The sequence below is a fragment of the Pseudonocardia hydrocarbonoxydans genome (assembly GCF_006539565.1).
Classification (GTDB): Bacteria; Actinomycetota; Actinomycetes; order Mycobacteriales; family Pseudonocardiaceae; genus Pseudonocardia; species Pseudonocardia hydrocarbonoxydans.
Genome location: NZ_BJNG01000015.1, coordinates 1 through 25,858 on the forward strand (window position 1 = coordinate 1; position 25,858 = coordinate 25,858).

The 25,858-nt window shown below is 72.9% G+C and carries 25 protein-coding genes and 1 pseudogene; 19 read left to right on the forward strand and 7 right to left on the reverse strand.

Going from position 1 to position 25,858, the window contains the following annotated elements; genetic code table 11:
* Positions 1 to 179: 179 nt before the first annotated feature.
* The gene (locus PHY01_RS08350; protein WP_218030069.1) at positions 180 to 917 is read right to left on the reverse strand and encodes a 3-hydroxybutyrate dehydrogenase; all 738 of its coding nucleotides are present in this window, start codon (positions 915 to 917) and stop codon (positions 180 to 182) included.
* Positions 918 to 1,068: 151 nt separating this feature from the next.
* Between PHY01_RS08350 and PHY01_RS08355 the strand changes: the two genes are divergently transcribed.
* Together PHY01_RS08355 and PHY01_RS08360 are read left to right on the forward strand one after the other, a co-directional pair.
* On the forward strand, positions 1,069 to 1,326 hold the full coding sequence (locus PHY01_RS08355) for a hypothetical protein (RefSeq protein WP_141277977.1): 258 nt from the start codon (positions 1,069 to 1,071) through the stop codon (positions 1,324 to 1,326).
* A 183-nt stretch (positions 1,327 to 1,509) separates the two neighbouring features.
* On the forward strand, positions 1,510 to 2,391 hold the full coding sequence (locus PHY01_RS08360; RefSeq protein ID WP_141277978.1) for an endonuclease domain-containing protein: 882 nt from the start codon (positions 1,510 to 1,512) through the stop codon (positions 2,389 to 2,391).
* 72 nt (positions 2,392 to 2,463) lie between these two features.
* On the opposite strand, the gene PHY01_RS08365 is transcribed toward PHY01_RS08360, so the two are convergent.
* Together PHY01_RS08365 and gltB are read right to left on the reverse strand one after the other, a co-directional pair.
* Positions 2,464 to 3,915 (reverse strand): glutamate synthase subunit beta, encoded by a 1,452-nt coding sequence (locus PHY01_RS08365; RefSeq protein ID WP_141277979.1) that lies wholly within the window; start codon positions 3,913 to 3,915, stop codon positions 2,464 to 2,466.
* A complete protein-coding gene (gene gltB, locus PHY01_RS08370; RefSeq protein WP_246085780.1) occupies positions 3,908 to 8,458 on the reverse strand; it encodes a glutamate synthase large subunit in 4,551 nt (1,516 codons plus the stop codon). Before gltB ends, PHY01_RS08365 begins: the two co-directional genes overlap by 8 nt.
* 394 nt (positions 8,459 to 8,852) lie before the next feature.
* On the opposite strand from gltB, the gene PHY01_RS08375 reads away from it, so the two are divergent.
* Positions 8,853 to 9,584: a (2Fe-2S)-binding protein gene (locus tag PHY01_RS08375; protein WP_141277981.1), complete on the forward strand. Its 732-nt coding sequence runs from the start codon at positions 8,853 to 8,855 to the stop codon at positions 9,582 to 9,584.
* A gap of 3 nt (positions 9,585 to 9,587) precedes the next feature.
* On the opposite strand, the gene PHY01_RS08380 is transcribed toward PHY01_RS08375, so the two are convergent.
* From PHY01_RS08380 to PHY01_RS08390, 3 genes are read right to left on the reverse strand one after another with little or no spacing between them, the layout of a single operon-like run.
* Complete coding sequence (locus tag PHY01_RS08380; RefSeq protein WP_170183712.1) at positions 9,588 to 9,956, reverse strand: Asp23/Gls24 family envelope stress response protein; 369 nt, start codon at positions 9,954 to 9,956, stop codon at positions 9,588 to 9,590.
* On the reverse strand, positions 9,953 to 10,525 hold the full coding sequence (locus PHY01_RS08385) for an Asp23/Gls24 family envelope stress response protein (protein ID WP_141277983.1): 573 nt from the start codon (positions 10,523 to 10,525) through the stop codon (positions 9,953 to 9,955). The genes PHY01_RS08380 and PHY01_RS08385 overlap by 4 nt, the downstream gene beginning before the upstream one ends.
* Positions 10,516 to 11,136 carry an RNA polymerase sigma factor gene (locus PHY01_RS08390; protein ID WP_246085781.1) on the reverse strand — a complete coding sequence of 207 codons (621 nt, stop codon included), beginning with the start codon at positions 11,134 to 11,136 and terminating at the stop codon, positions 10,516 to 10,518. Before PHY01_RS08390 ends, PHY01_RS08385 begins: the two co-directional genes overlap by 10 nt.
* Positions 11,137 to 11,272: 136 nt before the next feature.
* Between PHY01_RS08390 and PHY01_RS08395 the strand changes: the two genes are divergently transcribed.
* The 9 genes and pseudogenes from PHY01_RS08395 to PHY01_RS08430 all read left to right on the forward strand — a co-directional run bounded on the left by PHY01_RS08395 (position 11,273) and on the right by PHY01_RS08430 (position 18,344).
* Positions 11,273 to 11,476 (forward strand): CsbD family protein, encoded by a 204-nt coding sequence (locus tag PHY01_RS08395; protein WP_141277985.1) that lies wholly within the window; start codon positions 11,273 to 11,275, stop codon positions 11,474 to 11,476.
* Between the two features lie 92 nt (positions 11,477 to 11,568).
* Positions 11,569 to 11,892, forward strand: a complete 324-nt coding sequence (locus PHY01_RS08400; protein WP_141277986.1) for an Asp23/Gls24 family envelope stress response protein — start codon at positions 11,569 to 11,571, stop codon at positions 11,890 to 11,892.
* 132 nt (positions 11,893 to 12,024) lie between these two features.
* A complete protein-coding gene (tig, locus tag PHY01_RS08405; protein ID WP_141277987.1) occupies positions 12,025 to 13,521 on the forward strand; it encodes a trigger factor in 1,497 nt (498 codons plus the stop codon).
* 167 nt (positions 13,522 to 13,688) lie between these two features.
* Positions 13,689 to 14,306: an ATP-dependent Clp protease proteolytic subunit gene (locus tag PHY01_RS08410; protein WP_141277988.1), complete on the forward strand. Its 618-nt coding sequence runs from the start codon at positions 13,689 to 13,691 to the stop codon at positions 14,304 to 14,306.
* Positions 14,303 to 14,932: an ATP-dependent Clp protease proteolytic subunit gene (locus PHY01_RS08415; RefSeq protein ID WP_141277989.1), complete on the forward strand. Its 630-nt coding sequence runs from the start codon at positions 14,303 to 14,305 to the stop codon at positions 14,930 to 14,932. Before PHY01_RS08410 ends, PHY01_RS08415 begins: the two co-directional genes overlap by 4 nt.
* A 162-nt stretch (positions 14,933 to 15,094) precedes the next feature.
* Positions 15,095 to 16,375 carry an ATP-dependent Clp protease ATP-binding subunit ClpX gene (gene clpX, locus PHY01_RS08420; protein ID WP_141277990.1) on the forward strand — a complete coding sequence of 427 codons (1,281 nt, stop codon included), beginning with the start codon at positions 15,095 to 15,097 and terminating at the stop codon, positions 16,373 to 16,375.
* A gap of 151 nt (positions 16,376 to 16,526) precedes the next feature.
* Positions 16,527 to 17,923, forward strand: a pseudogene (locus PHY01_RS08425) (OFA family MFS transporter).
* A complete protein-coding gene (locus PHY01_RS26330) occupies positions 17,920 to 18,060 on the forward strand; it encodes an MFS transporter small subunit (RefSeq protein ID WP_170183713.1) in 141 nt (46 codons plus the stop codon). Before PHY01_RS08425 ends, PHY01_RS26330 begins: the two are co-directional and overlap by 4 nt.
* A complete protein-coding gene (locus PHY01_RS08430) occupies positions 18,057 to 18,344 on the forward strand; it encodes a DUF6457 domain-containing protein (protein WP_246085782.1) in 288 nt (95 codons plus the stop codon). The genes PHY01_RS26330 and PHY01_RS08430 overlap by 4 nt, the downstream gene beginning before the upstream one ends.
* 3 nt (positions 18,345 to 18,347) lie before the next feature.
* On the opposite strand, the gene PHY01_RS08435 is transcribed toward PHY01_RS08430, so the two are convergent.
* Entirely contained in the window at positions 18,348 to 18,770 is a 423-nt protein-coding gene (locus tag PHY01_RS08435; protein WP_141277991.1) for a PPOX class F420-dependent oxidoreductase, read from the reverse strand.
* A 182-nt stretch (positions 18,771 to 18,952) separates the two neighbouring features.
* Here PHY01_RS08435 and PHY01_RS08440 point away from each other — a divergent pair, with 182 nt between their 5' ends.
* The 7 genes from PHY01_RS08440 to PHY01_RS08470 all read left to right on the forward strand — a co-directional run bounded on the left by PHY01_RS08440 (position 18,953) and on the right by PHY01_RS08470 (position 25,820).
* Positions 18,953 to 19,690, forward strand: coding sequence for a hypothetical protein (locus PHY01_RS08440; protein WP_141277992.1), 738 nt, complete (start codon positions 18,953 to 18,955; stop codon positions 19,688 to 19,690).
* Positions 19,691 to 19,726: 36 nt separating this feature from the next.
* Positions 19,727 to 22,342 carry a valine--tRNA ligase gene (locus tag PHY01_RS08445; protein ID WP_141277993.1) on the forward strand — a complete coding sequence of 872 codons (2,616 nt, stop codon included), beginning with the start codon at positions 19,727 to 19,729 and terminating at the stop codon, positions 22,340 to 22,342.
* A complete protein-coding gene (locus tag PHY01_RS08450) occupies positions 22,339 to 23,799 on the forward strand; it encodes a bifunctional folylpolyglutamate synthase/dihydrofolate synthase (RefSeq protein WP_141277994.1) in 1,461 nt (486 codons plus the stop codon). The genes PHY01_RS08445 and PHY01_RS08450 overlap by 4 nt, the downstream gene beginning before the upstream one ends.
* The gene (locus PHY01_RS08455) at positions 23,796 to 24,173 is read left to right on the forward strand and encodes a DUF4233 domain-containing protein (RefSeq protein ID WP_246085783.1); all 378 of its coding nucleotides are present in this window, start codon (positions 23,796 to 23,798) and stop codon (positions 24,171 to 24,173) included. Before PHY01_RS08450 ends, PHY01_RS08455 begins: the two co-directional genes overlap by 4 nt.
* Positions 24,174 to 24,209: 36 nt before the next feature.
* Complete coding sequence (locus PHY01_RS08460) at positions 24,210 to 24,764, forward strand: DM13 domain-containing protein (protein WP_141277995.1); 555 nt, start codon at positions 24,210 to 24,212, stop codon at positions 24,762 to 24,764.
* A gap of 142 nt (positions 24,765 to 24,906) precedes the next feature.
* Positions 24,907 to 25,317, forward strand: coding sequence for a nucleoside-diphosphate kinase (ndk, locus tag PHY01_RS08465; protein WP_141277996.1), 411 nt, complete (start codon positions 24,907 to 24,909; stop codon positions 25,315 to 25,317).
* A complete protein-coding gene (locus PHY01_RS08470; RefSeq protein ID WP_141277997.1) occupies positions 25,299 to 25,820 on the forward strand; it encodes a GNAT family N-acetyltransferase in 522 nt (173 codons plus the stop codon). The genes ndk and PHY01_RS08470 overlap by 19 nt, the downstream gene beginning before the upstream one ends.
* Positions 25,821 to 25,858 lie beyond the last annotated feature (38 nt).

Here is a 25,858-nt window from a genome sequence, read left to right on the forward strand (position 1 = left end):
GTGGCCAGATGCAGTCGGCCCGCGGCCGGGGTCCCTGTCGGGGAGGATGACCTGCACGAACGCCGGTGTGGCGGGCGCCGCCGAACAGGAAGTGGCGGCATCCCCCGACGGTGGCGTCGGCAGTGCTCGCGCCGATGACCTCGGCGAGGGTGGCTTCCCTGTCCCAGCGACGAGAGGGCCTAGTGGGCGGTCCAACCGCCGTCCATGAGCAGGGAGGTGCCGGAGATCGATCCGGACGCCGGGCCGTAGAGCACCGCGGCCAGTTCGGCGACCTCGGCGGGTTCGATGAGCCGCTTCACCGCGACGGGGGTGAGCATGATCCGTTCCAGGACCTCGGACTCGTCGATGCCGTGGGTGCGCGCCTGATCGGCGACCTGCTTCTCGACCAGCGGCGTGCGCACGTAGGCGGGGTTGAGACAGTTGCTGGTGACGCCGTGTGCGGCGCCCTCCAGCGCGATCACCTTCGACAGCCCCTCCAGCCCGTGCTTGGCGCTGACGTAGGCCGACTTGTACGGGCTCGCGCGCACCCCGTGCACGCTGGAGACGTTCACGACCCGGCCCCAGCCGCGGGAGTACATGTGCGGCAGGACGAGCCGGGCCAGCCGGAACGGGGCCTCCAGCATCACGCGCAGGATGAGCCCGAACCGCTCCGGGTCGAACTCGTGCACCGGCGCCACGTGCTGGATGCCGGCGTTGTTGACGAGGACGTCGACGGCCGCGGGCAGCGCGTCGACGGCGTCGAGGTCGGACAGGTCGCACACGACCCGCTCGACCCCGTCGAGCTCCTTCAGCCCCGCCTCGTCCCGGTCGACGGCGACGACGTGCGCCCCGTCGGCCACCAGGCGGCGCGTGATGGCCGCCCCGATCCCGGACGCCGCACCCGTGACCAGCGCCGTCCGACCCGTCAGCATCGTCATGCCGCGAGACGTTAGGCGGGTGTGAGGCGCCTGACCCTGTGGCGGCACACCACACTCCTCCCCGTGACGGTGGTGGTCCGCCCCACAGCGGCCGCCGTCGCAGTCTCAGGATGAGAACGTCCGACCCGCTCCGGCGTCCGATACTCCGATCATGCGGAGCAATGTGTGGGAGGCCGAGGTGGGGGAGGAGCACGCGGTCTGGTTGGCCACGGAGAGCCGCACCGCGCGGCTGGCCAGGGAGTACCGGCCGATCGACCTGGGCGGGGGCCGGATCCGCTACACCTACCCTGCCCTCGGCGCCGCCCGCGAGCTCGGCGAGGAGGAGGACGGCTACCTCACCGACGACGCCGACGGACTGCGCGTGTGGATCGGCGACGACGTCTACGAGCTCGTGCTCGTCGACGGCTGAGGGCACAGCTCCGGAGTCCACGGCGATGATCGTCGTGCCCCGCCCGTGGCTGCCCTGGAGAGGGCGCTGACCGGCCACTGAAGCCGATCATGATCGCGGGTCCCGGACGCGAACGACGGGTGCGGTCGGGAACGAACGGCCATCGGGTGGAACCGCCGCCGCCCGGACCCCGTCCATGTCGCCGTGGACCTACGCCGACCGTTCCGCGGGACGCGCGCCGTCGCAGCCGGGGTGCTGACGCCCAAGGTGCTGCGCGGCCCGCGCTTCCGCCGCCTGTTCCGGGACGTCTACGTCGCCGCCGACGTCGAGGTCGATCTCGCGCTGCGCAGCCGTGCCGCCTACCTGCTGGTGGAGGGCACCGGTGTGGTCGGCGGGTACTCCGCGGCGGAGCTGATGGGGGCGTCCTGCGGGCCGAGGGACGCCCCCGCCGAGATCGTGGACCGGACGCGGATCCGGTCGCGGCCGGGCCTGCTCGTGCGGGAGGAGGTGGTCCCGCCCGGCGAGCGGTGGCGGGTGGGGGAGGTGCAGGTGACCTCGCCGCTGCACACCGCGTTCCGCCTCGCGTGCCGGCTCCCGACGGTGGAGGCGGTCGTCGCCGTCGACGCGCTGGCGCACCGGTTCGCACTGGATCCGTGGGACGTGGTCCGCTTCGGCTACCGGTACCTCGGTGCGACCGGGAGCGGGCGGCTCCCGGAGATCGCCCGGCTCGCCGATGCGCCGGCCGAGTCCCCGATGGAGACCCGGATCCGGCTGGCGATCCGATTCGACGGCCTCCCGGTGCCGGTGCTCCAGCACCGCGTCGGCGGCTACGACCTCGACATGGCGTACCCCGAGGTGCTGCTCGCCGTCGAGTACGACGGTCGGGAGCACCTGACACCCGCACGCGCACGGCGTGATCTCGACCGTCAGGCGTACCTCTCCGCGGCGGGTTGGCGGGTCCTCCGGTTCGGGGCGGCGGACGTGCTCCACCGGCCGACCGTGGTGGCCGCCGCGGTCCGCCGGGCCCTCACCGCCCGCGGCGTGATCGTGAGGAACCGCCCGGCAGTGCCCCGATCGGGGCGCTGAGCGGGGGTCGAGCCGATCACGACGACGGCCGCACCCCCGGGCGGGGGTGCGGCCGTCGCGGTCGGTCGGAGCTCAGACCAGCGGGCGGTCCGTCGGCTCGATCGGTCGGGGCAGCACGGTGCGCCCGGTGAGGTGCGCGTCGACGCCGGCCGCGGCGGCGCGACCCTCCGCGATGGCCCAGACGATCAGCGACTGGCCGCGGCCCATGTCGCCCGCGGAGAACACGCCCTCCACGCTGGTCATGAAGTTGCGGTCGCGGGCCACGTTGCCGCGCTCGTCGAGCTCCACGCCCAGCTCGGAGAGCAGCTTGCCCTTCTCCGGGCCGACGAAGCCCATCGCGAGCAGCACCAGCTGGGCGGGCAGCTCCTGCTCGGTGCCGGGCACCGGGTCGAAGCCCTTCTCCCCGCGGGTGACCTCGACGATCCGGATGCCGGCGAGCTTCCCGTCGGGACCGGCGACGAACTCGGTGGTGTTGACCGAGAACAGCCGCTCGCCGCCCTCCTCGTGCGCGGAGGACACCCGGTAGACCATCGGGTACGTCGGCCACGGCATGCCCTCGGTGCGGTGCTCCGGGGGCGTCGGCATGATCTCCAGCTGGGTGACCGACCGGGCGCCCTGGCGGTGGCTGGTGCCCAGGCAGTCGGCGCCGGTGTCGCCGCCGCCGATGATCACGACGTCCTTGCCCTCGGCCGTGATCGGCGGCGCGTCCAGGTCGCCCTGCTGCACGTGGTTGGCCCACGGCAGGAACTCCATGGCCTGGTACACGCCCTCGATCTCGCGGCCCGCGGCGGGCAGGTCCCGCCACGCGGTGGCCCCGCCCGCCAGCACCACGGCGTGGAAGTCGGCGCGCAGCTGCTCGACCGTCACGTCGACCCCGACGTCGACCGACGCGCGGAACAGCGTGCCCTCGTCCTGCATCTGCTTGAGCCGCCGGTCGAGCCGGGACTTCTCCATCTTGAACTCGGGGATGCCGTAGCGCAGCAGCCCGCCGATGCGGTCGGCGCGCTCGAACACCACGACCTCGTGGCCCACCCGCGTGAGCTGCTGGGCGGCGGCGAGCCCGGCCGGGCCGGAGCCGACCACCGCCACCTTCTTGCCGGTCTTCGTGGCCGGTACCTGCGGCGGTACCCAGCCCTCGTCCCACGCCCGGTCGACGATCTCGATCTCGACCTGCTTGATCGTGACGGCGTCGTCGTTGATCGCCAGCACGCACGCCGCCTCGCACGGGGCGGGGCACAGCGTCCCGGTGAACTCCGGGAAGTTGTTCGTGGCGTGCAGCCGCTCGGTGGCCTCGCGCCAGTCCTTGCGGTAGACGAGGTCGTTCCACTCCGGGATGAGGTTGCCCAGCGGGCACCCCTGGTGGCAGAACGGGATGCCGCAGTTCATGCAGCGCCCGGCCTGCTTCTCCAGGTGGTCACGGGGGAAGTCCTCGTAGACCTCGCGCCAGTCCATCAGGCGCAGGTCGACCGGGCGGCGGGTCGGACCCTCCCGCTTGGTCGTCAGGAACCCCTTCGGGTCACCCATGTGCCGCCTCCATGATCGCTTCGTCGACGTTGCGGCCGTCGCGTTCGGCGGCCTCGCGGGCCTGCAGCACGCGCTTGAAGTCGCGCGGCATGACCTTCCCGAAGCGGGCGACGTTGTCGTCCCACTCGGTGAGCAGGTCCTTCGCGACCGCCGAGTCGGTCTCGGTGTAGTGCCGTTCCACGGTCTCGCGCAGGAACGCGCGGTCCTCGTCGTCGAGCGGGTCGAGGTCGACCATCTCGGGGTTGACGCGGTGCGCCGGCAGGTCGAGCACGTACGCGACGCCGCCGGACATGCCCGCCGCGAAGTTGCGCCCGATCTTCCCGAGCACCACCACCCGTCCGCCGGTCATGTACTCGCAGCCGTGGTCGCCCACGCCCTCGACGACGGCCAGCGCGCCGGAGTTGCGCACGCAGAACCGCTCGCCGACGATGCCGCGCACGAAGATCTCGCCGGACGTGGCGCCGTAGAGGATCACGTTGCCGGCGATGATGTTGTCCTCGGCGACGAACGGCGCCGTCGGGTCGGGCCGCAGCGTCAGGCGACCGCCCGACAGGCCCTTGCCGAAGAAGTCGTTGGTGTCGCCGACCAGCCGCAGCGTGATGCCCTTCGGCACGAACGCGCCGAAGCTCTGGCCCGCCGAGCCGGTGAGAGTGACGTCGATCGTGTCGTCGGGCAGGCCCTCGCCGCCCCACGCCTTCGTCAGCTCGTAGCCCAGCATCGTGCCGACGGTGCGGTTGACGTTGCGCACCGGCAGGTCCAGGCGCACGCGGTCGCCCGAGCGCAGCGCGCCCTCGCACAGCTGGATCAGGGTGTTGTCCAGCGCCTTCTCCAGCCCGTGGTCCTGACCGCGGGTGTTGTGGCGTGCGGTGCCCGCGGGGATCGCGGGCATCTCGAAGATCGGGGACAGGTCGATGCCCTCGGTCTTCCAGTGCCGCACGGCGTCGTCGGTGTCGAGCATCTCCGCGTGCCCGACGGCCTCGGCGAGCGTGCGGAAGCCCAGCGCCGCGAGGTACTCGCGCACCTCCTGGGCGACGAACCGCATGAAGTTGACGACGTACTCCGGCCGCCCGTCGAAGCGCTTGCGCAGCTCCGGGTTCTGCGTGGCGACCCCGACCGGACAGGTGTCGAGGTGGCAGACGCGCATCATGATGCAGCCGGACACCACCAGCGGCGCCGTGGCGAAGCCGAACTCCTCGGCCCCCAGCAGCGCCGCGATCATGACGTCCCGGCCGGTCTTGAGCTGCCCGTCGGCCTGCACGACGATCCGGTCGCGCAGGTCGTTGGCCAGCAGCGTCTGCTGGGTCTCGGCCAGGCCGAGCTCCCAGGGGCCGCCCGCGTGCTTGATCGAGGACAGCGGCGAGGCGCCGGTGCCGCCGTCGTGGCCGGAGATGAGCACGACGTCGGAGTAGGCCTTCGCCACGCCCGCCGCGACCGTGCCGACACCGACCTGGCTGACCAGCTTCACGTGGATGCGGGCCGTCGGGTTGGCGTTCTTGAGGTCGTGGATGAGCTGCTTGATGTCCTCGATGGAGTAGATGTCGTGGTGCGGCGGCGGGGAGATGAGCCCGACGCCCGGCGTCGAGTACCGGGTCTTGGCGATCCACGGGTAGACCTTGCCGCCGGGCAGCTGGCCGCCCTCGCCGGGCTTCGCGCCCTGGCTGATCTTGATCTGGATGTCGTCGGAGTTGACCAGGTACTCGCTGGTGACGCCGAACCTCCCGGACGCGACCTGCTTGATCGCCGACCGGCGGGAGTCGCCGTTGGCGTCGGGGGTGAAGCGGTCGGCGTCCTCGCCGCCCTCGCCGGTGTTGGACTTGCCGCCGAGGCGGTTCATCGCGATGGCCAGCGTCTCGTGCATCTCCTGGCTGATCGAGCCGTAGGAGATGGCGCCCGTGGCGAACCGCTTGACGATCTCCTCGACCGGCTCGACCTCGTCGATCGGCACCGCGGGCCGCACGCCCTCCTTGAACGCGAACAGCCCGCGCAGTGTGTTGAGCCGCCCGGCCTGGTCGTCGACGGCGCGGGTGTAGTCCTTGAAGATCTCGTAGCGCCCGGACCGGGTGGAGTGCTGCAGCTTGAAGACCGTCTGCGGGTTGAACAGGTGCAGCTCGCCCTCGCGGCGCCACTGGTACTCGCCGCCGACCTCCAGCGCCCGGTGGCTCGCCCGCACCTCGTCGGAGGGGAAGGCGTGCCGGTGGTGGCGCAGGACCTCCTCGGCGAGCACGTCGTAGCCGACGCCGCCCAGCCGCGAGGTGGTGCCGCTGAAGCACTCGTCGATGATCTCGCGGCCCAGCCCGATCGCCTCGAAGATCTGCGCCCCGGTGTAGGACGCCACGGTGGAGACGCCGATCTTCGACATCGTCTTGCGGACGCCCTTGCCCAGCGCCTTGACCAGGTTCTTCGCCGCGGTGGCCGGGTCGACGCCGGGGATGTCGCCGCGCTCGGCGAGGTCCTCGACGGTGGCCATGGCCAGGTACGGGTTGACCGCGGCGGCGCCGTAGCCGATGAGCAGCGCGATGTGGTGCACCTCGCGGGCGTCGCCGGACTCGACGACCAGGCCGACCCGGCTGCGGGTCTTCTCCCGCACCAGGTGGTGGTGCACCGCGCCGGTGAGCAGCAGCGACGGGATCGGCGCGTGCTCGGCGTCGACACCGCGGTTGGACAGCACGATCAGCCGGGCGCCGTCCTCGATGGCCTCGGACACCTCGCGGCAGATCTCGGCGAGCCGCCTGCGCAGCCCGGCCCCGCCCTCGGCCGCCTTGAACACGCCCTTCGCCGTGACGCAGGCGAAGCCCGGCAGCTCGCCGTCGTCGTTGATGTGGACGATCTTGGCCAGGTCGTCGTTGCCCAGCACCGGGAACGGCAGCACGATCGTGCGGCAGTTGGCCGGGGTGGCGTCGAGCAGGTTCTGCTCCGGCCCGAGCTGGCTCTGCAGCGAGGTGACGAGCTCCTCGCGGATGGCGTCCAGCGGCGGGTTCGTGACCTGCGCGAACAGCTGGATGAAGTAGTCGAACAGTTGCCGTGGCCGCTCCGACATCGCCGCGATCGGCGCGTCGTTGCCCATCGAGCCGATCGGCTCGGCACCCGCCGAGGCCATCGGCTTGAGCAGCAGGTTGAGCTCCTCCTCGGTGTAGCCGAAGGACTGCTGGCGGTGGGTGAGCGCGGCGTGGCTCGGGACCTCGCGCTCGCGCGCGGGCAGGTCGCCCAGGTGGATCAGGCCCGCGTGCAGCCAGTCGGCGTAGGGGTGCTCGGCGGAGAGCGCGCCCTTGATCTCGGCGTCGTCGACGAGCTTGCCCGCGGCGGTGTCGACCAGGAACATCCGGCCCGGCTCCAGGCGGCCCTTGCGGACGACGTTCGCCGGGGCGACGTCGAGCACGCCGACCTCGGAGGCGAGCACGACGGTGCCGTCGTCGGTGACCCAGTAGCGGGCCGGGCGCAGGCCGTTGCGGTCCAGGACCGCGCCGATCAGCGTGCCGTCGGTGAACGCGACGAGCGCGGGGCCGTCCCACGGCTCCATCAGCGTGGAGTGGAACTCGTAGAAGGCCCGGCGCGCCGGGTCCATCTCGTCGTGGTTCTCCCACGCCTCCGGGATCATCATCAGCACCGCGTGGGGCAGGCTGCGCCCGCCCAGGTGCAGCAGCTCGAGCACCTCGTCGAAGGTGGCGGAGTCGCTGGCGTCCGGGGTGACGATCGGGGACAGCCGCGAGAGGTCGCCGGGCAGCACGTCGGAGCGCAGGAGCGCCTCGCGCGAGGCCATCCAGTTGCGGTTGCCGCGCAGGGTGTTGATCTCCCCGTTGTGCGCGACGTAGCGGTAGGGGTGCGCCAGCGGCCACGCCGGGAACGTGTTGGTGGAGAAGCGCGAGTGCACGACGGCCAGCGCGGTGGTGACGCGCTCGTCGGACAGGTCGGGGTAGAACGCCTCGACCTGCGGCTCGGCCAGCATCCCCTTGTAGACGATCGTGCGCGGCGACAGCGACGGGAAGTAGGTCCGGGTGTCGTGCTCGGCGCGCTTGCGCAGGCAGAAGGTGAGCCGTTCCAGCTCGATGCCGGTCTGGCCGTCGGCGCCGGCCACGAACAGCTGGCGGAAGCTCGGCATCGCGGCGCGCGCGGTGGGGCCGATGTCGGCCCCGTCCGGGTCGACGGGGAGCGCGCGCCAGCCGAGGACGGTGAGGCCCTCCTCGGCGGCGAGGCGGTCGATCTCGGCCACGGCGGCGTCGGCCTCGGAGGTTTCGACGGGCAGGAATGCGGTACCCACCGCGTATGCGCCCTCGGCAGGCAGGTCGAAGTCGACCACCGCCCGGAAGAACGCGTCCGGTACCTGGATCAGGATGCCGGCGCCGTCACCGGTGTTGGCCTCGGCCCCGCGGGCGCCGCGGTGCTCCAGGCGCAGCAGGGCGGTGATGGCCTTGCGGACGATCGAGTGGTCGCGGCGGCCGGCGAGGTCGGCCACCATGGCGACACCACAGGCGTCGTGCTCGAAATCCGGGGCGTAGAGCCCGGTCGAGGGGACCGTGGTGCCGGTTCGCTTCGTGGTGGCAGCCAACAGTGCCTCCTGTCGTCTCGGTGCACCCCGACACTGACACCCAGGATCGATGGGCGATCGGGACGACGTGATGGTGGGGTCTGAGAATACGCGACGCACCCGTCGGGACGCTGGATCTGGTCCGAACGGGCGCATCCGGGGTGTGCCGATCCCGGGTCGTGGTGGGAACCCGGTGCCGGCACGACGACCGGACACCTGTGGGGAGTCGGCCGGGACGTCTCGTGGTGCGCAGGCACGCGGCGATGGGTGCGCTGACGCGCCGAACAGCGTCGCACGCGGTGCCGATGGTCCGCCAGTGCTGCGGACGTGAGCACGATGACCTGCGCGGGAGGCGCGCGGGCCCGCCACGGGACGGTAGCGTGGAGCGCCGCGTCGCAGCGGGCACACTGACGCGGTGGACCACGCCAGTTCCGGAGCCGGATCGCGGGCCGTGCTCGCCGACGTCGCGCGGGCCGGGGCCTTCTTCACCGTCGCCACCGGTGCCGGCGGGGACCCGTCCGGCCGTCACCCGGTCGGGGAGCTCTACGCCGGCGGTCCCGAGCTCGCCGCCCGGATCGCGCACGTGCGCCGGGCGCTCGGCTCCGACGACCGGGTCGCCGCCTCGATCACCTTTCAGGGCCTCGCCGCCCTGCTCGTCTCGGCGCCGTTCGCCGCCGCGGTGGTGCACGCCACGCTCCCGGAGCTGACCCCCCGCACCCTGCACTGGACACCGACCACCGACGGCCCGTGGCCGCTGTGGTGCGCCGACCCCCCGCTGCGGCCGGTGCCCGCCGTCGACGACGCCGTCGGCGCGCTGGCGGCGGCGGTCGTCGAGCGGCACCTCGTCCCGCTGGTCGAGGCCGTGCGTGCGCAGGTGCGGGTGTCGCCACGGGTGCTGGTCGGCAACGCGGCCTCGACGGTGGCCTCGGCCCGGCGGATGGTCGCCGCGCAGTGGCCCGCGGCGGCGGACCGGGCGGCGGCGGTGGCGCAGGGGCTGCTGGACACGGGCCCGCTCGCCGGCGCGGGGGAGCTGCGGGCGCCGTCGGGGCCGGACCGCCACTGGAGCTTCCGCCGCCGTTCCTGCTGCCTGTACTACCGCGCCCGCGACGGCGGCCTGTGCGGCGACTGCGTGCTGCTGGACCGGTGACCGCTACCGGTCGAGCAGCACCTCCGCGACGACGACGCGCACCAGCACGTCGAGGCCGGTGTAGGCGCCGACCTCCGCGGCCACCTCGCGCTGCACGGCCTGGGCGACGTCCCGGCAGGTGAAGCCCAGCCGGGTGACGAGGGTGACCGTCACCTCCGCCGAACCCCCGCGCACCTCGGCGTGGACGCCGTCGGCGGGCAGGGCGCCGCGGTCGCGGTCGGGGTGCAGCACGGAGTCGGCCAACCCGAGCAGGGCCTGGGTGAGGTCGGCGCGCAGCGCCACCACCCCGGGGACGCGGCGGGCGTGGTGCGCCGCCACCCGCGCGACGACCGCGTCGCCCACGTGCAGCCGGACCTCCGGAAGCCCGCTCACCAGTGGTCCCCGAACACGTCCACGACCTCGATGTCGACCCGCCGCACCGGCACGCCCAGTGCCTGCTCGCCCGCCGCCGCGACCATCTGGCGGACCCGTGCCGTCACCGAGGCGAGGTCGACGCCGAACCGCGCGGTGACGGTGATCCGCACGTCGACGGCGTGACCCGGGTCCCCGGACCGGGTGTCGTCGGCCTGCTCGATGCGGCAGCTGCGGGCCCGCACCCCGGCCATCGCGTCGACGGTGTGCCGCAGCACCGCGGCGGCGGCGGCCCGGGAGAGCCGGGCCGGGCCGTGCGGGGAGGGCAGGGTGAGGACGTCGTGCGGGCGCAGCTCGGTGCGGACCGCGACCATCACCCGGTCCAGCACCGACGGCGGCGGCTCCGGGTCCTCCTGCGCCAGCCGCTGCACCAGCGCGCCCAGGCCCCGGGCGTCGGCGGCGGCCGCGGTGCAGTGCGGGCAGCCGCGCTCGTGGGCGTCGGCGGGTTCCCCGGCGACGGCGCGGTCCCAGACCGCCGCCGCGTCGCGGCCACAGGCCAGGCGGCCGTCCGGGTCGGGTGTCAGCGCCATGACCGCATCGCCTCCGCCAGCCGGGTGCGGGCCCGGTGGATCCGGCCGCGCACGGCGTCCTCGGTGGCCCCGGTGATCTGGGCGATCTCGGCGTAGCCCTGCCCCTCGACCTCGCGCAGCACCCAGCACACGCGCAGGTCGTCGGGCAGCGCGGCGAGGGCCCGGTGCAGCGCGGCCATCCCGGCGTCGCGCTCGGCGGCCCGTTCGGGGGAGTCCTGGGCCGGGGCCGGGGCGGCGTCGACCTCCTCCACCGGCACCGGGCGGCGCTTGCGCAGCATGCCCAGGCACCGGTTGGTGACGATGCGGTACATCCAGGTGGAGAACGCCGACTCGCCCCGGAACCGCCCGATCCGCCGCCAGGCGTCGAGCAGGGCCTCCTGCAGGGCGTCCTCGGCCTCGGCCCGGTCGCCCATCACGCGGACGGCGAGCCGGTAGAGCGCGTCCTGGTGACGGCGCGCGAGCTGCTCGAACGCCCGCGCGTCGCCCTCCTGGGCGCGCACCACGAGGGTCTGCTCGTCGAGCTCGTCGGGCACCGCGGACACCCCCGACCCCACCTCCGCCCCGGAGGCAGAGGGGCTCGCGGCCACCGCGACGGCCCGGGCCACCTGCACCGCGCTCCGATCCCTGGAACCGTGACGCGCATCACCGTGAGGACGGTGGCCGGCGCGTCGTCTCACCACCAGTGGGACACGGTAGCCGCCCCGGACCGGTGCGGTACGGGCGTCCCCCGACGGAGGAGGAACCGCGATGAGCTTCATCGACAAGGCCAAGCACAAGGCCGAAGAGGTCGTCGGCGAGGTGAAGGAGAAGGTCGGCGAGCTGACCGGCAACGAGAAGCTGCAGGCCGAGGGCAAGAAGGAGCAGTCCGCCGCCAACGTCAAGCAGGCGGGCGACTCGGTCAAGGACGCCGCGTCCTCGGTGACCGACTCCATCAAGGGCGACCGCCGCTGAGTCGCGGTTCCCGGCCGGGCGGCCCGCCGCAGCACGCGGCGGGCCGCCCGTCGTCGTGTCCGGGGACCTCCGGCGCCAACTACTGTGACGGCGTGCCCCCGCCCACGGACGACGTCGCCACCGCGGCCCGCGCCGTCGCCGCCGCCGTCGCCGCGCACCCCGGCGTCGTCCGGCTCGACGGCGGGCCGTGGGGCACCGTCGCGTCGCACCTGCCCGGTCGCGCCCGCGTCGACGGCGTGCGGCTCGGCGTCGGCGCCGAACCCGTCGAGATCGCGGTGGTCGTGCGCCTGGGGATCCCCCTCCCGCAGCTGGCCGACGAGCTGGCCGCCGCGGTGCGCGCGGTGCTGGGCCCGGTGCCGGTCGACGTCACGTTCTCCGACGTCGTGTCCGCGGTCGCCGCCGCCCCCACCCCGTAGCGGCCGGGCGACGGTCCGTGTGCCGTCTCACCTAGACTCGCCCGGAATGCGCGTCGGCCCGTCTTCCGCGCGTGCCGCCCATGCGCCTGTGTTCCGCAGAATGAGGAGTATCCCCACCGTGAAGAGCCCATCGTGAAGAGCACCGTGGAGCGCCTGAGCCCGACGCGGGTCCGGATCGCCGTCGAGGTGCCCTTCGACGAGCTCAAGCCGGACTTCGACCGTGCGTACAAGAAGATCGCCCAGCAGGTCACCGTGCCCGGTTTCCGCAAGGGCAAGGTCCCCGCGCGCATCATCGAGGCCCGGCTCGGCCGCGGCGTCGTGCTCGACGAGGTCGTCAACGCCGCCGTCCCGACCAAGTACTCCGAGGCCGTCTCCGCGGCGGAGGAGAAGGTCAACCCGATCGGCCGCCCCGACATCGAGGTCACCGAGATCACCGACGGCGAGCGCCTGTCGTTCACCGCCGAGGTCGACGTCCGCCCCGAGCTGACGCTGCCCGCGCTCGACACGCTGGCCGTGTCCGTCGACGACGTCGAGGTCACCGACGCCGAGGTCGACGAGCAGCTGGAGAACCTGCGCGCCCGCTTCGGCACCCTGGCCGGCGTCGAGCGCGCCGCCGACACCGACGACTTCGTGCTCATCGACCTCTCCGCCACCGTCGACGGCGCCGTCGTCGAGGAGGCCGCCACCAGCGGCTTCTCCTACCAGGTGGGCCAGGGCGGCCTGATCGACGGCCTCGACGAGGCCGTGCGGGGCATGTCCGCTGGCGACGAGAAGACGTTCACCACGAAGCTGGTGGCCGGCGAGCACGCGGGCAAGGACGCCGAGGTCACCGTCACGGTCACCGCGGTCAAGGAGCGCACGCTCCCCGACGCCGACGACGAGTTCGCCCAGCTGGCCAGCGAGTTCGACACCCTCGACGAGCTCACCGCCGACCTGCGCGAGCGCATGGGTGGCGTCAAGCGCATGGAGCAGGTCTCGCAGGCCCGCGACAAGGTGCTGCTGGCCCTCGTCGACGGCACCGAGGTGCCGCTGCCGGAGAGCATCGTCGTCGCCGAGGTCGAGTCCGCCACGCACGACGCGATCCACGGCTTCGACCACGACGAGGAGCGGTTCGACGCGCAGCTCGAGAGCGGGGGCAGCAGCCGGGCGGAGTTCGACGCCGGGATCCGCGAGGAGGCCGAGAAGTCGGTCCGCACCCGCCTGGTCCTCGACGCGCTGGCCGACGCCGAGCAGGTGAGCGTCAACGACCAGGAGCTCACCGAGCGCATCGTCTACCAGGCCCAGCAGTACCGGATGCCGCCCGAGGAGTTCGTGCGCCGCATCCAGGAGGCCGGCCAGCTCGGCGCGATCTACGCCGACGTGCGCCGCACCAAGGCCCTCATCGCCGCGGTCCGGGCGGCCACCGTCACCGACGCGTCCGGTTCGCCGATCGACCTGTCGGACCTGCTCGGCGACGAGGGCGACGGCATCGAGGTCACCGAGGTCCCCGGGGAGGTCGTCGAGGACTCCGCGGAGGACACCGACACCACGGACACCACGGAGGCCGCCGAGACCACGGAGGCCACGGAGGCCACCGAGACCGCGGAGGCCCCGGAGGCCACCGACCGGAAGGCCGCCGGCGGCGCCTGAGCCGGCAACACGCCCAGAGCGAACAACCGGTCCGAACGCGGCGGGCGCACCGCCCGTCCGCGTAGGGTCGGCCACGACGAACACGCGAGCTGATCAGCAGAAGGCAGGGTGAAGTGAGGACCCACGAAACCGGTTCGCGTACCGCGGACCGACTCCTCGGAGCCGACATGCGGCGCGGCGGCGCACCGGCGTCGCTGACGCTGTCGGACTCCGTGTACGAGCGCTTGCTGCAGCAGCGGATCATCGTGCTCGGCCAGCAGGTGGACGACGACATCGCCAACCGGATCGCCGCGCAGATGCTGCTGCTCTCGGCCGAGGACCCCAACGCCGACATCCAGCTCTACATCAACTCGCCCGGCGGCTCGGTGTCGGCGGGCATGGCCATCTTCGACACCATGGAGTTCGTCCCCTGCGACGTCGCGACGTTCGCGATGGGGCTGGCGGCCTCGATGGGGCAGTTCCTGCTCTCGGCGGGGGCGCGCGGCAAGCGCTACGCCCTGCCGCACGCGCGGATCATGATGCACCAGCCGTCCTCCGGCGTGGGTGGTCAGGAGTCCGACATCGTGATCCAGGCCGAGCAGTCGCGGCTGCTCAAGCGCGAGCTCGCGGAGCTGATCGCGCAGCACACGGGGCAGACGGTGGAGAAGGTCACGGCCGACTCCGAGCGCGACCGCTGGTTCCGGGCGCCGGAGGCCCTGGAGTACGGCTTCGTCGACCACGTCATCACCCGGGCCGGGCAGCTGCCCGACGGCAACGTGTCCAACGGGAACGGGAGCACGAAGTGAGTCAGTTCCACTCGCCGCAGTCGCGGTACGTGCTGCCCTCCTTCGTGGAGCGCACGAGCTACGGGGTCAAGGAGTCCAACCCGTACAACAAGCTGTTCGAGGAGCGCATCATCTTCCTCGGCGTGCAGATCGACGACGCGTCGGCCAACGACGTCATGGCGCAGCTGCTGTGCCTGGAGTCGGCCGATCCGGACCGCGAGATCAGCATGTACATCAACTCGCCCGGCGGGTCGTTCACCTCGCTGATGGCGATCTACGACACGATGCAGTTCATCCGGCCCGACATCCAGACGGTCTGCCTCGGGCAGGCCGCGTCGGCCGCGGCCGTGCTGCTCGCCGCCGGCACCCCGGGGCGTCGCCTCGCGGTGCAGAACGCGCGGGTCCTGATCCACCAGCCCGCCACCGAGGGCACCTACGGCCAGGTTTCGGACCTCGAGATCCAGGCCGCGGAGATCTCGCGGGTGCGCAAGCTGATGGAGGCCACGCTCGCCAAGCACACCGGCAAGAGCGAGGAGCAGGTGCGCCTCGACGTCGAGCGGGACAAGATCCTGACGGCCACCGAGGCCAAGGAGTACGGGATCGTCGACGAGATCATCCAGAGCCGGAAGCTCTCGGCGGTCGGCTGAACCACCGGTCGGTGCCGGTCCGCGACGGCCGGTACCGACCGTCCGTCGACACGTCCCCGAATCGGAGCATCGTGATGCTCCCCCGGGGACGGGTCGTACGGGTACCGTCACGAGGGCGTGTCCGACCCAGGACACGCCAGATGGGGACTGGGGTCTGCACTCATGGCACGCATCGGTGATGGCGGTGACCTGCTCAAGTGCTCGTTCTGCGGCAAGAGCCAGAAGCAGGTCAAGAAACTGATCGCCGGACCTGGCGTCTACATCTGCGACGAGTGTATCGATCTCTGCAACGAGATCATCGAGGAAGAGCTCGCGGAGGCCGGTGAGGTCAAGCTCGACGAGCTGCCCAAGCCCGCCGAGATCCACGAGTTCCTCGACCAGTACGTGGTGGGGCAGAGCCAGACGAAGCGGACGCTGTCCGTGGCCGTCTACAACCACTACAAGCGCATCCAGGCCGGCGACAAGGGCCGTGGGCCCGACGGCGACGGCGTGGAGCTGTCGAAGTCCAACATCCTCATGCTCGGGCCCACCGGCTGCGGCAAGACCTACCTGGCGCAGACGCTGGCCAAGCTGCTGAACGTCCCGTTCGCCATCGCCGACGCCACCGCGCTCACCGAGGCCGGGTACGTCGGCGAGGACGTCGAGAACATCCTCCTGAAGCTCATCCAGGCGGCCGACTACGACGTCAAGCGCGCCGAGACGGGCATCATCTACATCGACGAGGTCGACAAGATCGCCCGCAAGAGCGAGAACCCGTCGATCACCCGCGACGTGTCCGGCGAGGGCGTGCAGCAGGCGTTGCTGAAGATCCTGGAGGGCACCACGGCGAGCGTGCCGCCGCAGGGCGGGCGCAAGCACCCGCACCAGGAGTTCATCCAGATCGACACCACGAACGTGCTGTTCATCGTGGCCGGGGCCTTCGCGGGCCTGGAGAAGATCATCGGCGACCGGGTGGGCCGCCGGGGCCTGGGCTTCGGCGCGGAGATCCGTTCGAAGAACGACCTCGAGGGCGCCGAGAGCTTCGGTGACACCATGCCCGAGGACCTCATCAAGTTCGGCCTGATCCCCGAGTTCATCGGCCGCCTGCCGGTCGTCGCCTCGGTGACCTCGCTGGACAAGGAGGCCCTGGTCAAGATCCTCACCGTGCCGCGCAACGCGCTGGTGAAGCAGTACTACAAGCTGTTCGAGATGGACGGCGTGGAGCTCGAGTTCACCGACGACGCGCTGGAGGCGGTGGCCGACCAGGCCATCCTGCGCGGCACCGGGGCCCGCGGGCTGCGGGCGATCATGGAGGAGGTCCTCCTCCCGGTCATGTACGACATCCCCAGCCGCGACGACGTCGCCAAGGTCGTCGTCACCGAGCAGACGGTGCGCAGCAACGTCAACCCCACGATCGTGCCGCGCACCCCGGCCCGTCGGGAGCGCCGCGAGCGCTCCGCGTAGCCGACCGTCGGTCCACCGCTCGATCCCCGCCGAACGCCGGGCCCGCACCGTCGGGCCCGGCGTTCGGCGTATCCGACTCCAGCGGTTGCGGGGGCAATGAGCCCGACCTAGGTTCACCCGGTCCAGTGGTTCATGCGCGAGGGGGCGGACGATGGCACCGGGATTCCTGCAACGTGAGCGGATCGTCGCCCCGCCCGGGTGGAGCCGCTGGCTGATCCCGCCGGCGGCGCTGTCGATCCACCTGGCCATCGGCCAGGCGTACGCGTGGAGCGTGTTCAAGACCCCGCTGGCCGACACGATCCTGGCCGGCAACCCGAGTGCGGGCGTGCTCAGCGCGCTGCCGTTCACCCTCGGCATCATCATGCTGGGTCTCTCGGCGGCGCTGTTCGGCACGAAGGTCGACGCCAACGGTCCGCGCTGGGCGATGGTGGTGGCCACCTCGTGCTTCGTCGCCGGGTTCCTGATCTCCGCGCTCGGCATGTTCCTGGGCCAGTTCTGGCTGGTGGTCGTCGGCTACGGGTTCGTCGGCGGCATCGGACTGGGCGTCGGCTACATCTCCCCGGTCTCCACGCTGATCAAGTGGTTCCCCGACCGTCCCGGCCTGTCCACCGGCATCGCGATCATGGGCTTCGGCGGCGGCGCGCTGATCGCCACGCCGCTGACGACGTCGCTGCTCGGCGCGTTCGGCGGCTCCGGTGAGGGCGCGGAGGCCGGCGGGGTCGGGCAGACTTCCTCGTCATGGGCCTGATCTACGCGGTCTTCATGTCCGTGGGCTGGATGCTGATCCGGGTCCCCGCCCCGGACTGGAAGCCCGAGGGCTGGGAGCCCTCCACGCAGAAGACCGGTTCGCTGATCAGCACCGCGAACGTGTCCGCGGCGAACGCGATCAAGACGCCGCAGTTCTGGCTGCTGTGGGTGGTGCTGTGCTTCAACGTCACCGCGGGCATCGGCATCCTGGAGCGGGCGTCGCCGATCTTCCAGGACTTCTTCCGCGACTCCAGCCCCGCCGAGACGATCGCGGCCTCGGCGGCCGGGTTCGTCGCCATCCTGTCGCTGGCCAACGCACTGGGCCGGATCCTGTGGTCCTCGCTGTCGGACGTGCTGGGCCGCAAGAACATGTACCGGATCTACCTGGGTGTCGGCGCGCTGCTCTACCTGCTGATCACGCTGACGACGAACTCGAACCGGATCGTCTTCCTGATCAGCGCGCTGCTGATCCTGTCGTTCTACGGCGCCGGGTTCGCCACCGTGCCCGCCTACCTGCGCGACCTGTTCGGCACCTACCAGGTCGGCGCCATCCACGGCCGCCTGCTCACCGCGTGGTCGACGGCGGGGGTGCTCGGCCCGGTCATCGTCAACGCGATCGCCGACGCCCAGATCGCGGCGGGGGTCGAGGGCCCGGGCCGCTACACCCTCGCGTTCTCCATCATGATCGGTCTGCTGGCCGTCGCGTTCGTCTGCAACGAGCTGATCAAGCCGGTCGACTCCCGGTTCCACGAGCCCGCGGCCGACGAGCCCCGGTCCACCACGGCAGGAGCACAGGCATGAGCGCCCTCGGCAGTGCGGGCAGTCGCACCCCGCTGTTCCACGTCCTGATCGTCCTGGCCTGGCTGTGGGTGGCGGTGCCGTTCGCCTACGGCCTCTACCAGCTGGTCATCAAGATCCCGGCGCTGTTCGCCGGGTGAGTGACGCGACCATGACCGGGAGCCCCGATGCACAGGCCCTGTCCGGGTGGGTCACGGCGGTGTGCCGGGAGCTCGGGCTCGGCGCCGACCTCGACGCCACCGGGCTCGTCGACCTGGTGCTGGACCTGACCTCCGACGTCGCCCACGGCGTCAGCAGGCCGGGCGCACCGGTCACCGCGTTCCTGATCGGGGTGGCGGCGGGCCGGGCCGAGGACCCGGCGGCCGCCGCCCGCGACCACGCCGCGCGGATCAGCGCCCTGGCGGCGGGGTGGCCGCGGGACTGACCCTCAGCCCGCGACGTCCAGGTCGGCGACGATCTTCGTCGGGACCAGGCGGACGAGCAGCTCGCCCGGCACCCCGTTGCGCCGCCCGAACTCCTCGGCCCGGTCGGCGCCCATGTACCGGCCCCCGATCGCGGTGGCGGTGCGCAGCAGCTCGGCCGGGTCCTCCGAGGTGTGCGCCACGCCCTGCACCTGGACGAACGCGAACGGCGGCTCCTCGGAGTCGACGCAGATGACCAGCCGCGGGTCGCGGGCGATCGCCCGCCCCTTCGCCGTGGAGGCCCCGGTGTTGAACACCAGGTCGCCGTCCTCGACGACGAACCAGACCGGCGCCACCAGCGGGCGGCCGTCGGCGGCGACGAAGCCGAGCTTGCCGGTGCGGGTGCCGGCCGACAGGAACGCCCGGATCTCCGGGGTCAGTTCGTTCATGGGGCGACCCTAGGCCCGGCGCGACGCCCCGCGGCACGGCCCGGTGGGGCGGTCCGGGTCCGGTGCGGTGCGCCGCCCGTGACGGCCGCCGACCGGCGGCCGTCAGCACCCGCCGCAGGCCGCGCACGGAGCCCGGGCGATCGTTACCCTGGGTGCGAGGGTCGCGGCGGAGGGAGACGGGCATGCGCACGGTCAGCGGGATCGCCCGTCGGGTCCAGGTGCTGGTGCGGACGTGGCGGCCCGCGGTGGCCCCGGTGGCGGCGGTCCGCCCGCTCGCCGCAGGCCGCAACCCGCTGCTGTCCGACCGCCTCGGCGACCAGCGCCGGGGTGGCACGGTGCTCGACCAGATGGACGGCACCACCTGCGGCAGCGCGGTCCTCGTCGCGCTCGCGGCGTGGGCCGACCCCGAGGAGATCCGGCGCCTCGACGGGCCGGCCGGTACGGCCCGCACCGCGGTGGGGGAGCGGGGGCCCGGCGCCGCGCCCGCCACCGACGTGGCCCCGGGCTTCGCCGCGCGCTACGACGCCCGGCAGAAGCAGGTGCACCGGGAATCCGCCGGGCTGTGGCCGCGGGCGCTGGGCACCCCGCCATGGGGGATGGTGCGCTGGCTGCGGCGCAACGTGCCCGCCGCCGGTCCGTACCGCGTCCGGCTCGTCGACGACCTGGACGCCCGCGACGTCGCCGACGTCGTGGACGCGGTCGGGGTGGCCCTGCGCGCCGGGCGCCCGGTGCCACTGCTGGTGGGCGCGGCGATCCCGCGGCACTACGTCATGGCGCTGGGGCTGCACGAGGGCGGATGGAAGGTCTACGAGCCCACCAGCGGCCAGGTCCGGGCGCTCGAGCCCGACCGCATCGGCGCCCGCACGCTGGGGCGCACGCTCGGGTTCGACCGGCTGCACGCGGCCTTCCTGCCCTCCTGAACAAGCCGTTCGACGGCGGCTCGTAGACTTGGTGGGGTGACCGACACCCTTCCCTCGCGTACTGCCGAACTGCCCGCCCAGTGGAATCCGGGCGAGGTAGAGGCGGCCATGTACCAGGGCTGGGTCGACGCCGGCTACTTCACCGCCGACGCGACGAGCGACAAGCCGCCGTTCTGCATCGTCATCCCGCCGCCGAACGTCACCGGCAGCCTGCACATCGGGCACGCCTTCGAGCACACCCTGATCGACATCCTCGTCCGGCGCCGCCGCATGCAGGGCTACGAGACGCTCTGGCTGCCGGGCATGGACCACGCCTCCATCGCCGTGCACGCGCTCGTCGAGAAGGCGCTGGCCGCCGAGGGCACGAGCCGTCGTGAGCTGGGCCGGGAGGCGTTCATCGAGCGCACCTGGGAGTGGAAGGCCGAGCACGGCGGCGCGATCCTGGCGCAGATGCGGCGCCTGGGCGACAGCGTCGACTGGACCCGCGAGCGCTTCACCATGGACGAGCGCTCCAACCGTGCCGTCCTCACGATCTTCAAGCGGCTGTTCGACGAGGGCCTGATCTACCGCGCGGAGCGCCTGGTCAACTGGTCGCCGGAGATGCGCAGCGTGCTCTCCGACGTCGAGGTCGAGCACCGCGAGGTGGAGGGCGAGCTCGTCTCCATGCGGTACGGGGACGGCGACGACGCGATCGTCGTCGCCACCACCCGCGTCGAGACGATGCTGGGCGACACCGCCGTCGCCGTCCACCCCGACGACGAGCGCTACGCCCACCTGGTCGGCCGCGAGATCGAGCTGCCGCTGGTCGGGCGCATGATCAGGGTCGTGGCCGACGAGCACGTCGACCCGGGCTTCGGCACGGGCGCGGTCAAGGTCACCCCGGCGCACGACCCCAACGACTTCGAGATCGGCCGCCGGCACGGGCTGCCGATGCCGACGATCATGGACGAGTCCGGGCGGATCGCGGGCACGGGCACCGAGTTCGACGGCATGGACCGGTTCGAGGCGCGGGTGAAGGTCCGTGAGGCGCTCGCCGCGCAGGGCCGGATCGTCGCGGAGAAGCGGCCCTACCTGCACAGCGTCGGGCACTCCAGCCGCGGCACCAAGGAGCCGATCGAGCCGCGGCTGAGCCTGCAGTGGTTCGTCAAGGTGGGGCCGCTGGCGCAGGTCGCGGGCGACGCGGTGCGCGACGGCTCGGTCGTCGTCCACCCCAAGGAGATGGAGCCCCGCTGGTTCGGCTGGGTCGACAACATGCACGACTGGTGCATCTCCCGGCAGCTGTGGTGGGGCCACCGCATCCCGGTCTGGTACGGCCCCGACGGCGAGACCGTCTGCGTCGGCCCCGACGAGGAGCCGCCCGCGGGCTGGACGCAGGACCCCGACGTCCTCGACACCTGGTTCTCCTCGGGCCTGTGGCCGTTCTCCACGCTGGGCTGGCCGGACACGACGCCGGACCTGGAGAAGTTCTATCCCACCTCGGTGCTGGTCACCGGCTACGACATCCTCTTCTTCTGGGTCGCCCGGATGATGATGATGGGCCACTACGCGATGGGCGAGCGCCCGTTCGACGTCATCGCGCTGCACGGGATGGTCCGCGACGCGCACGGCAAGAAGATGTCGAAGTCGGCGGGCAACACCGTCGACCCGCTGGCCTGGATGGACGCCTACGGCACCGACGCGGTGCGGTTCGCGCTCGCCCGCGGCGCCAACCCGGGCACCGACATGCCGATCGGCGACGACGCCGTGCTCGCCGCGCGCAGCTTCGGCACGAAGCTGTGGAACGCCACGCGGCTCGCGCTGAGCCACCACGCCTCGCCCGCGCTGCCGCTGCCCGCGGAGCCCACCGACGCCGACGCGTGGATCCTGGGCCGGCTCTCGCAGGTGCGCGAGCAGGTCGACGCGCTGCTGGAGGACTTCCAGTTCGCCAAGGCCACCGAGGCGCTCTACCACTTCACGTGGGACGAGTTCTGCTCGTGGTACCTGGAGCTGGCCAAGCCGCAGCTCGCCGACGAGGCCACCGCCGACGGCACGCGCGCGGTGCTGGGCCACGTCCTCGACGCCCTGCTGCGCCTGCTGCACCCGGTGATGCCGTTCGTCACCGAGGCGCTGTGGCGGGCGCTGACGGGGCACGAGTCGGTCGTCGTCGCCGACTGGCCGGTCGACGCGGGCCGCCCCGTCGACCCCGCCGCGGCCGCCCGGATCGCGGCGCTGCAGAAGCTGGCCACCGAGGTGCGCCGCTTCCGCACCGAGCAGCGGGTGCCCGACGCCCGCCGCGTCGCGGCCCGCCTCGTCGGGCTCGACGAGGCCGGTCTCGGGGCGCACCGCACGGCGCTGGCGTCGCTGGTCCGCCTGGACGCCCCGGGCGACGACTTCGCCGTCACCGCCACGCTGGAGGTCCCCCTGGGTTCCGGCACCGTGCACGTCGAGCTCGACACCTCCGGCGCCATCGACGTGGCCGCCGAGCGGGCCCGGCTGGGCCGCGACCTCGCCGCGGCGCAGAAGGAGCTCGACGCCGCCGACAAGAAGCTGGGCAACCCGAAGTTCGTCGGCGGGGCGCCGGAGCAGGTCGTCGAGGGGATCCGGGCCCGGCGGGCCACCGCCGTCGCCGACATCGAGCGGGTCACCGCGCGCCTGGCCGCGCTCCCCGCATGACGGGGCCCGAGGGTGAGGGGGAGATCCCCGACCCCGAGGACGCCGTCATCTCGCACGTCCTCGACGCCATCCGCGGCGGCGACACCCCGGACGTCATCCCGGCGACGTCCAGCGTCGCGAGCTTCGCGGAGTTCCTGGCCGTCGAGGCCGAGCTGGACCGGCGCTGGCCCGAGACCGTCATGGAGCCCTCGACCGAGCGCATCGCCGCGCTGGTCGACGTGCTCGGCGAGCCGCACCGCGGCTACCCCGTCGTGCACCTGACCGGCACCAACGGCAAGACCTCCACCGCCCGGATGGTCGACGCCCTGCTCACCGAGATCGGGCTGCGCACCGGGCGGTACACCAGCCCGCACCTGCAGCGGGCCACCGAGCGGATCAACCTCGACAACCGGCCGATCACGCCCGAGCGCTACGTGGGCGTCTACCGCGACGTCGAGCCGTTCCTGGACATCGTCGACGGGAAGCACGGGCGGCTGTCCAAGTTCGAGGTCCTGACCGCGATGGGCTTCGCCGCGTTCGCCGACGCGCCCGTCGAGGCCGGGATCGTCGAGGTCGGGCTGGGCGGGCGCTGGGACGCCACGAACGTCGCGGACGCCACGGTCGCGGTGATCACCCCGATCGGGCTGGACCACGCCGAGTTCCTCGGCACCGACGTGCTCGGGATCGCGCGGGAGAAGGCCGGGATCATCAAGCCGGGCTGTGTCGCGGTGCTCGCCGCGCAGGACCGCGAGGTGGCCGAGGTGCTGCTGGAGCGGTGCGTGGAGGTCGACGCGCAGGTGGCGCGCGAGGGCGCCGAGTTCGGCGTGGCCTCCCGCGAGATCGCCGTCGGCGGGCAGCGGCTCGCGCTGCGCGGCCTGTCCGGCATGTACGACGACGTCTTCCTGCCGCTGCACGGCGAGCACCAGGCGTCCAACGCGGCGCTCGCGCTCGCCGCGGCCGAGGCCCTGATCGGGGCCGGGCCGAAGCAGCCGCTCGATCCCGACGCGGTGCGCGCCGCGTTCGCCGGCGTGACCTCCCCGGGGCGGCTGGAACGGCTCGCGGCGGGGCCCGGCGTGCCGACGGTGCTCGTCGACGCCGCCCACAACCCGCACGGCGCCCGCGCGCTGGCCGCCGCGCTGCTGGGGGAGTTCCGGTTCACCCGGCTCGTCGGCGTGCTCGGCGTGATGCGCGACAAGGATGCCCGCGGCATCCTCGCCGAGCTGGAACCGGTGCTGCACGAGGTCGTCGTCACGGCCAACTCCTCGCCGCGCGCGATGGACGCCGACGAGCTGGGCGCCCTGGCCACCGAGGTGTTCGGGGCCGAGCGGGTCAGCGTGGAGCCGGTGCTGCGGACCGCGATCGAGCAGGCGGGTGAGCTGGCCGAGGAGGGCGGCGAGTCCGGCGTCGGGGTGATCGTCACCGGGTCGGTCGTCACGGCCGGGGAGACGCGCACGGTCTTCGGCAGGGAGCCCTCGTGAGCGCGCCCGACCCGATGAAGGGCATCCGGGGGGTCTTCGCGGCCACGCTGGTCCTGGAGTCGATCGTGGTGCTGCTCGCGCTGCTGGTGCTGCCCAAGTTCGGCGACGGGGCCACCCCGCTCGGGGTGGGGGTGATCGCCGCGGTGGGCGTCGCGATGGTCGTGGCGTCGGGGCTGCAGCGGCGGCCGTACGGGCTCGCGGTGGCCCTCGCGCTGCAGGTGGCGGTGCTGCTGTGCGGGTTCTTCGTGCCCGCCCTGGCGATCATGGGCGTGGTGTTCGTCCTGGTCTGGGCGGGGCTGCTGTTCCTGCGGCGCGACGTGGCGCTGCGGATGGCACGGGGCGAGCTGCCGAGCCAGCAGGTTCGCGAGTCGTAAGGGACACCTCCCGGGGCGGCCGGGCAGGATCGCCGTATGACCCTGCTCCGTCGCCCTCCGGTGCTGATCGGGCTCGGCGTCGCCGCCGTGCTCGCGGTCGTCGCTCTGGCGGTGTTCCAGCCGTGGAAGCTGTTCGTCGACCGCACGGTGGACGAGGCGCGGCCCACGGCCGCGGCGCCCGCCGCCCCCGTGACGCCCGCGGCGGCGCCGGCCGGGCCGGTGGCGCCGGCCGGGCCGGTGGAGCTGGCCCGCGGCGAGCTGATCAGCCACGAGCACGCCAGCAGCGGGTCGGTCGTGGTCCTGGAGCTGCCCGACGGCTCGCGCGTCCTGCGGCTGGAGGACCTCGACACCAGCGACGGCCCGCTGCTCAAGGTGTGGCTCACCGACGCCCCGGTCATCGAGGGCCGCGACGGCTGGTTCGTCTTCGACGACGGTGCCCACGTCGACCTGGGAGAGCTCAGGGGCAACATCGGCAGCTCGAACTACCCGATCCCCGCGGGCACCGACCTCGCCGCGCTCACCAGCGTCAGCATCTGGTGCGAGCGGTTCTCCGTGTCGTTCGCGGCGGCGGAGCTGGTCCCGACCCCCTGACCCCGCGAGTCGGGACATTCCTGCGACCGAGTCGGGCCGATCCGGCGATCACGCCCGGGCGGACTCGGTGACACGGATGTCCCGACTCGCGGGGTGGGCGGGGCTGTGAGGGCGGGTCACGGCGGCCGATACCCTGCGTCGCGTGACTGAACGCACCCTGGTCCTCGTGAAGCCCGACGGCGTCTCGCGCAAGCTCATCGGCGAGGTCCTCGCCCGCATCGAGCGGAAGGGCCTCGACATCGTGGCCCTGGAGCTGCGCACCGTCGACCGCGAGACGGCCGCCCAGCACTACGCCGAGCACGACGGCAAGCCCTTCTTCGAGTCGCTGCTGGAGTTCATCACCTCCGGCCCGGTGCTCTCCGCCGTCGTCGAGGGACCGCGCGCGATCGCCGCGTGGCGCCAGCTCGCCGGCGGCACCGACCCCGTCGAGAAGGCCACGCCCGGCACCATCCGCGGCGACTTCGGCCTGGAGACGCAGTTCAACCTGGTGCACGGCTCCGACTCGGCGGAGAGCTCCGCCCGCGAGATCAAGCTGTGGTTCCCGAACCTCTGACCGCCCCCCGCCTGCACCGTCCCGGCCCGGGCACCGTCCCGGCGCTCACCGCGCTCTGGACCGCCGTCACCCGGGCCGGGGGCGCCGTCGGGTTCGTCCCCGACAGCACCGACGAGGAGATCGCCGCGGCCGCCCGCGAGGTCGTCGACGAGGTGCGGGCCGGACGCCAGGAGCTGCTGACGGTCGGCGAGCCGCTCGCCGGGGTGGTGTTCCTGCGCCGCGGAGCGGGCCCGCGCATCGCGCACCGGGCCGACGTCCTGCGCCTGATGGTGCACCCCGACCGGCAGGGCGAGGGGCTCGGCCGCGTCCTGCTCGACGCCGCCGTGGCCCGGGGCCGCGAGCTCGGGTTGGACCTGCTGCTGCTCTCCGCGCGCGGCGGCACCGGGCTTCCCGCGTTCTACACGCGGCTGGGCTGGACCGAGGTGGGCGTCTTCCCCGCCGCCCTGGACCTGGGCCCCGACGACCGCCGCGACGAGCACTGGTTCCAGCTGCGCCTGGGCTGATCCGCTTTCTCCACGCCTCCTGTCGGGGGCGCCGGTTA

Excerpts from the sequence above, each read along its gene's own strand:
- PHY01_RS08350 (WP_218030069.1), bottom strand. The coding sequence starts at position 917 with ATGACGATGCTGACGGGTCGGACGGCGCTGGTCACGGGTGCGGCGTCC.
- PHY01_RS08355 (WP_141277977.1), top strand. The coding sequence starts at position 1,069 with ATGCGGAGCAATGTGTGGGAGGCCGAGGTGGGGGAGGAGCACGCGGTC.
- PHY01_RS08365 (WP_141277979.1), bottom strand. The coding sequence starts at position 3,915 with ATGGGTGACCCGAAGGGGTTCCTGACGACCAAGCGGGAGGGTCCGACC.
- PHY01_RS08385 (WP_141277983.1), bottom strand. The coding sequence starts at position 10,525 with ATGGCGCTGACACCCGACCCGGACGGCCGCCTGGCCTGTGGCCGCGAC.
- PHY01_RS08395 (WP_141277985.1), top strand. The coding sequence starts at position 11,273 with ATGAGCTTCATCGACAAGGCCAAGCACAAGGCCGAAGAGGTCGTCGGC.
- PHY01_RS08410 (WP_141277988.1), top strand. The coding sequence starts at position 13,689 with ATGCGGCGCGGCGGCGCACCGGCGTCGCTGACGCTGTCGGACTCCGTG.
- clpX (WP_141277990.1), top strand. The coding sequence starts at position 15,095 with ATGGCACGCATCGGTGATGGCGGTGACCTGCTCAAGTGCTCGTTCTGC.
- PHY01_RS26330 (WP_170183713.1), top strand. The coding sequence starts at position 17,920 with ATGAGCGCCCTCGGCAGTGCGGGCAGTCGCACCCCGCTGTTCCACGTC.
- PHY01_RS08435 (WP_141277991.1), bottom strand. The coding sequence starts at position 18,770 with ATGAACGAACTGACCCCGGAGATCCGGGCGTTCCTGTCGGCCGGCACC.
- PHY01_RS08440 (WP_141277992.1), top strand. The coding sequence starts at position 18,953 with ATGCGCACGGTCAGCGGGATCGCCCGTCGGGTCCAGGTGCTGGTGCGG.
- PHY01_RS08450 (WP_141277994.1), top strand. The coding sequence starts at position 22,339 with ATGACGGGGCCCGAGGGTGAGGGGGAGATCCCCGACCCCGAGGACGCC.
- PHY01_RS08460 (WP_141277995.1), top strand. The coding sequence starts at position 24,210 with ATGACCCTGCTCCGTCGCCCTCCGGTGCTGATCGGGCTCGGCGTCGCC.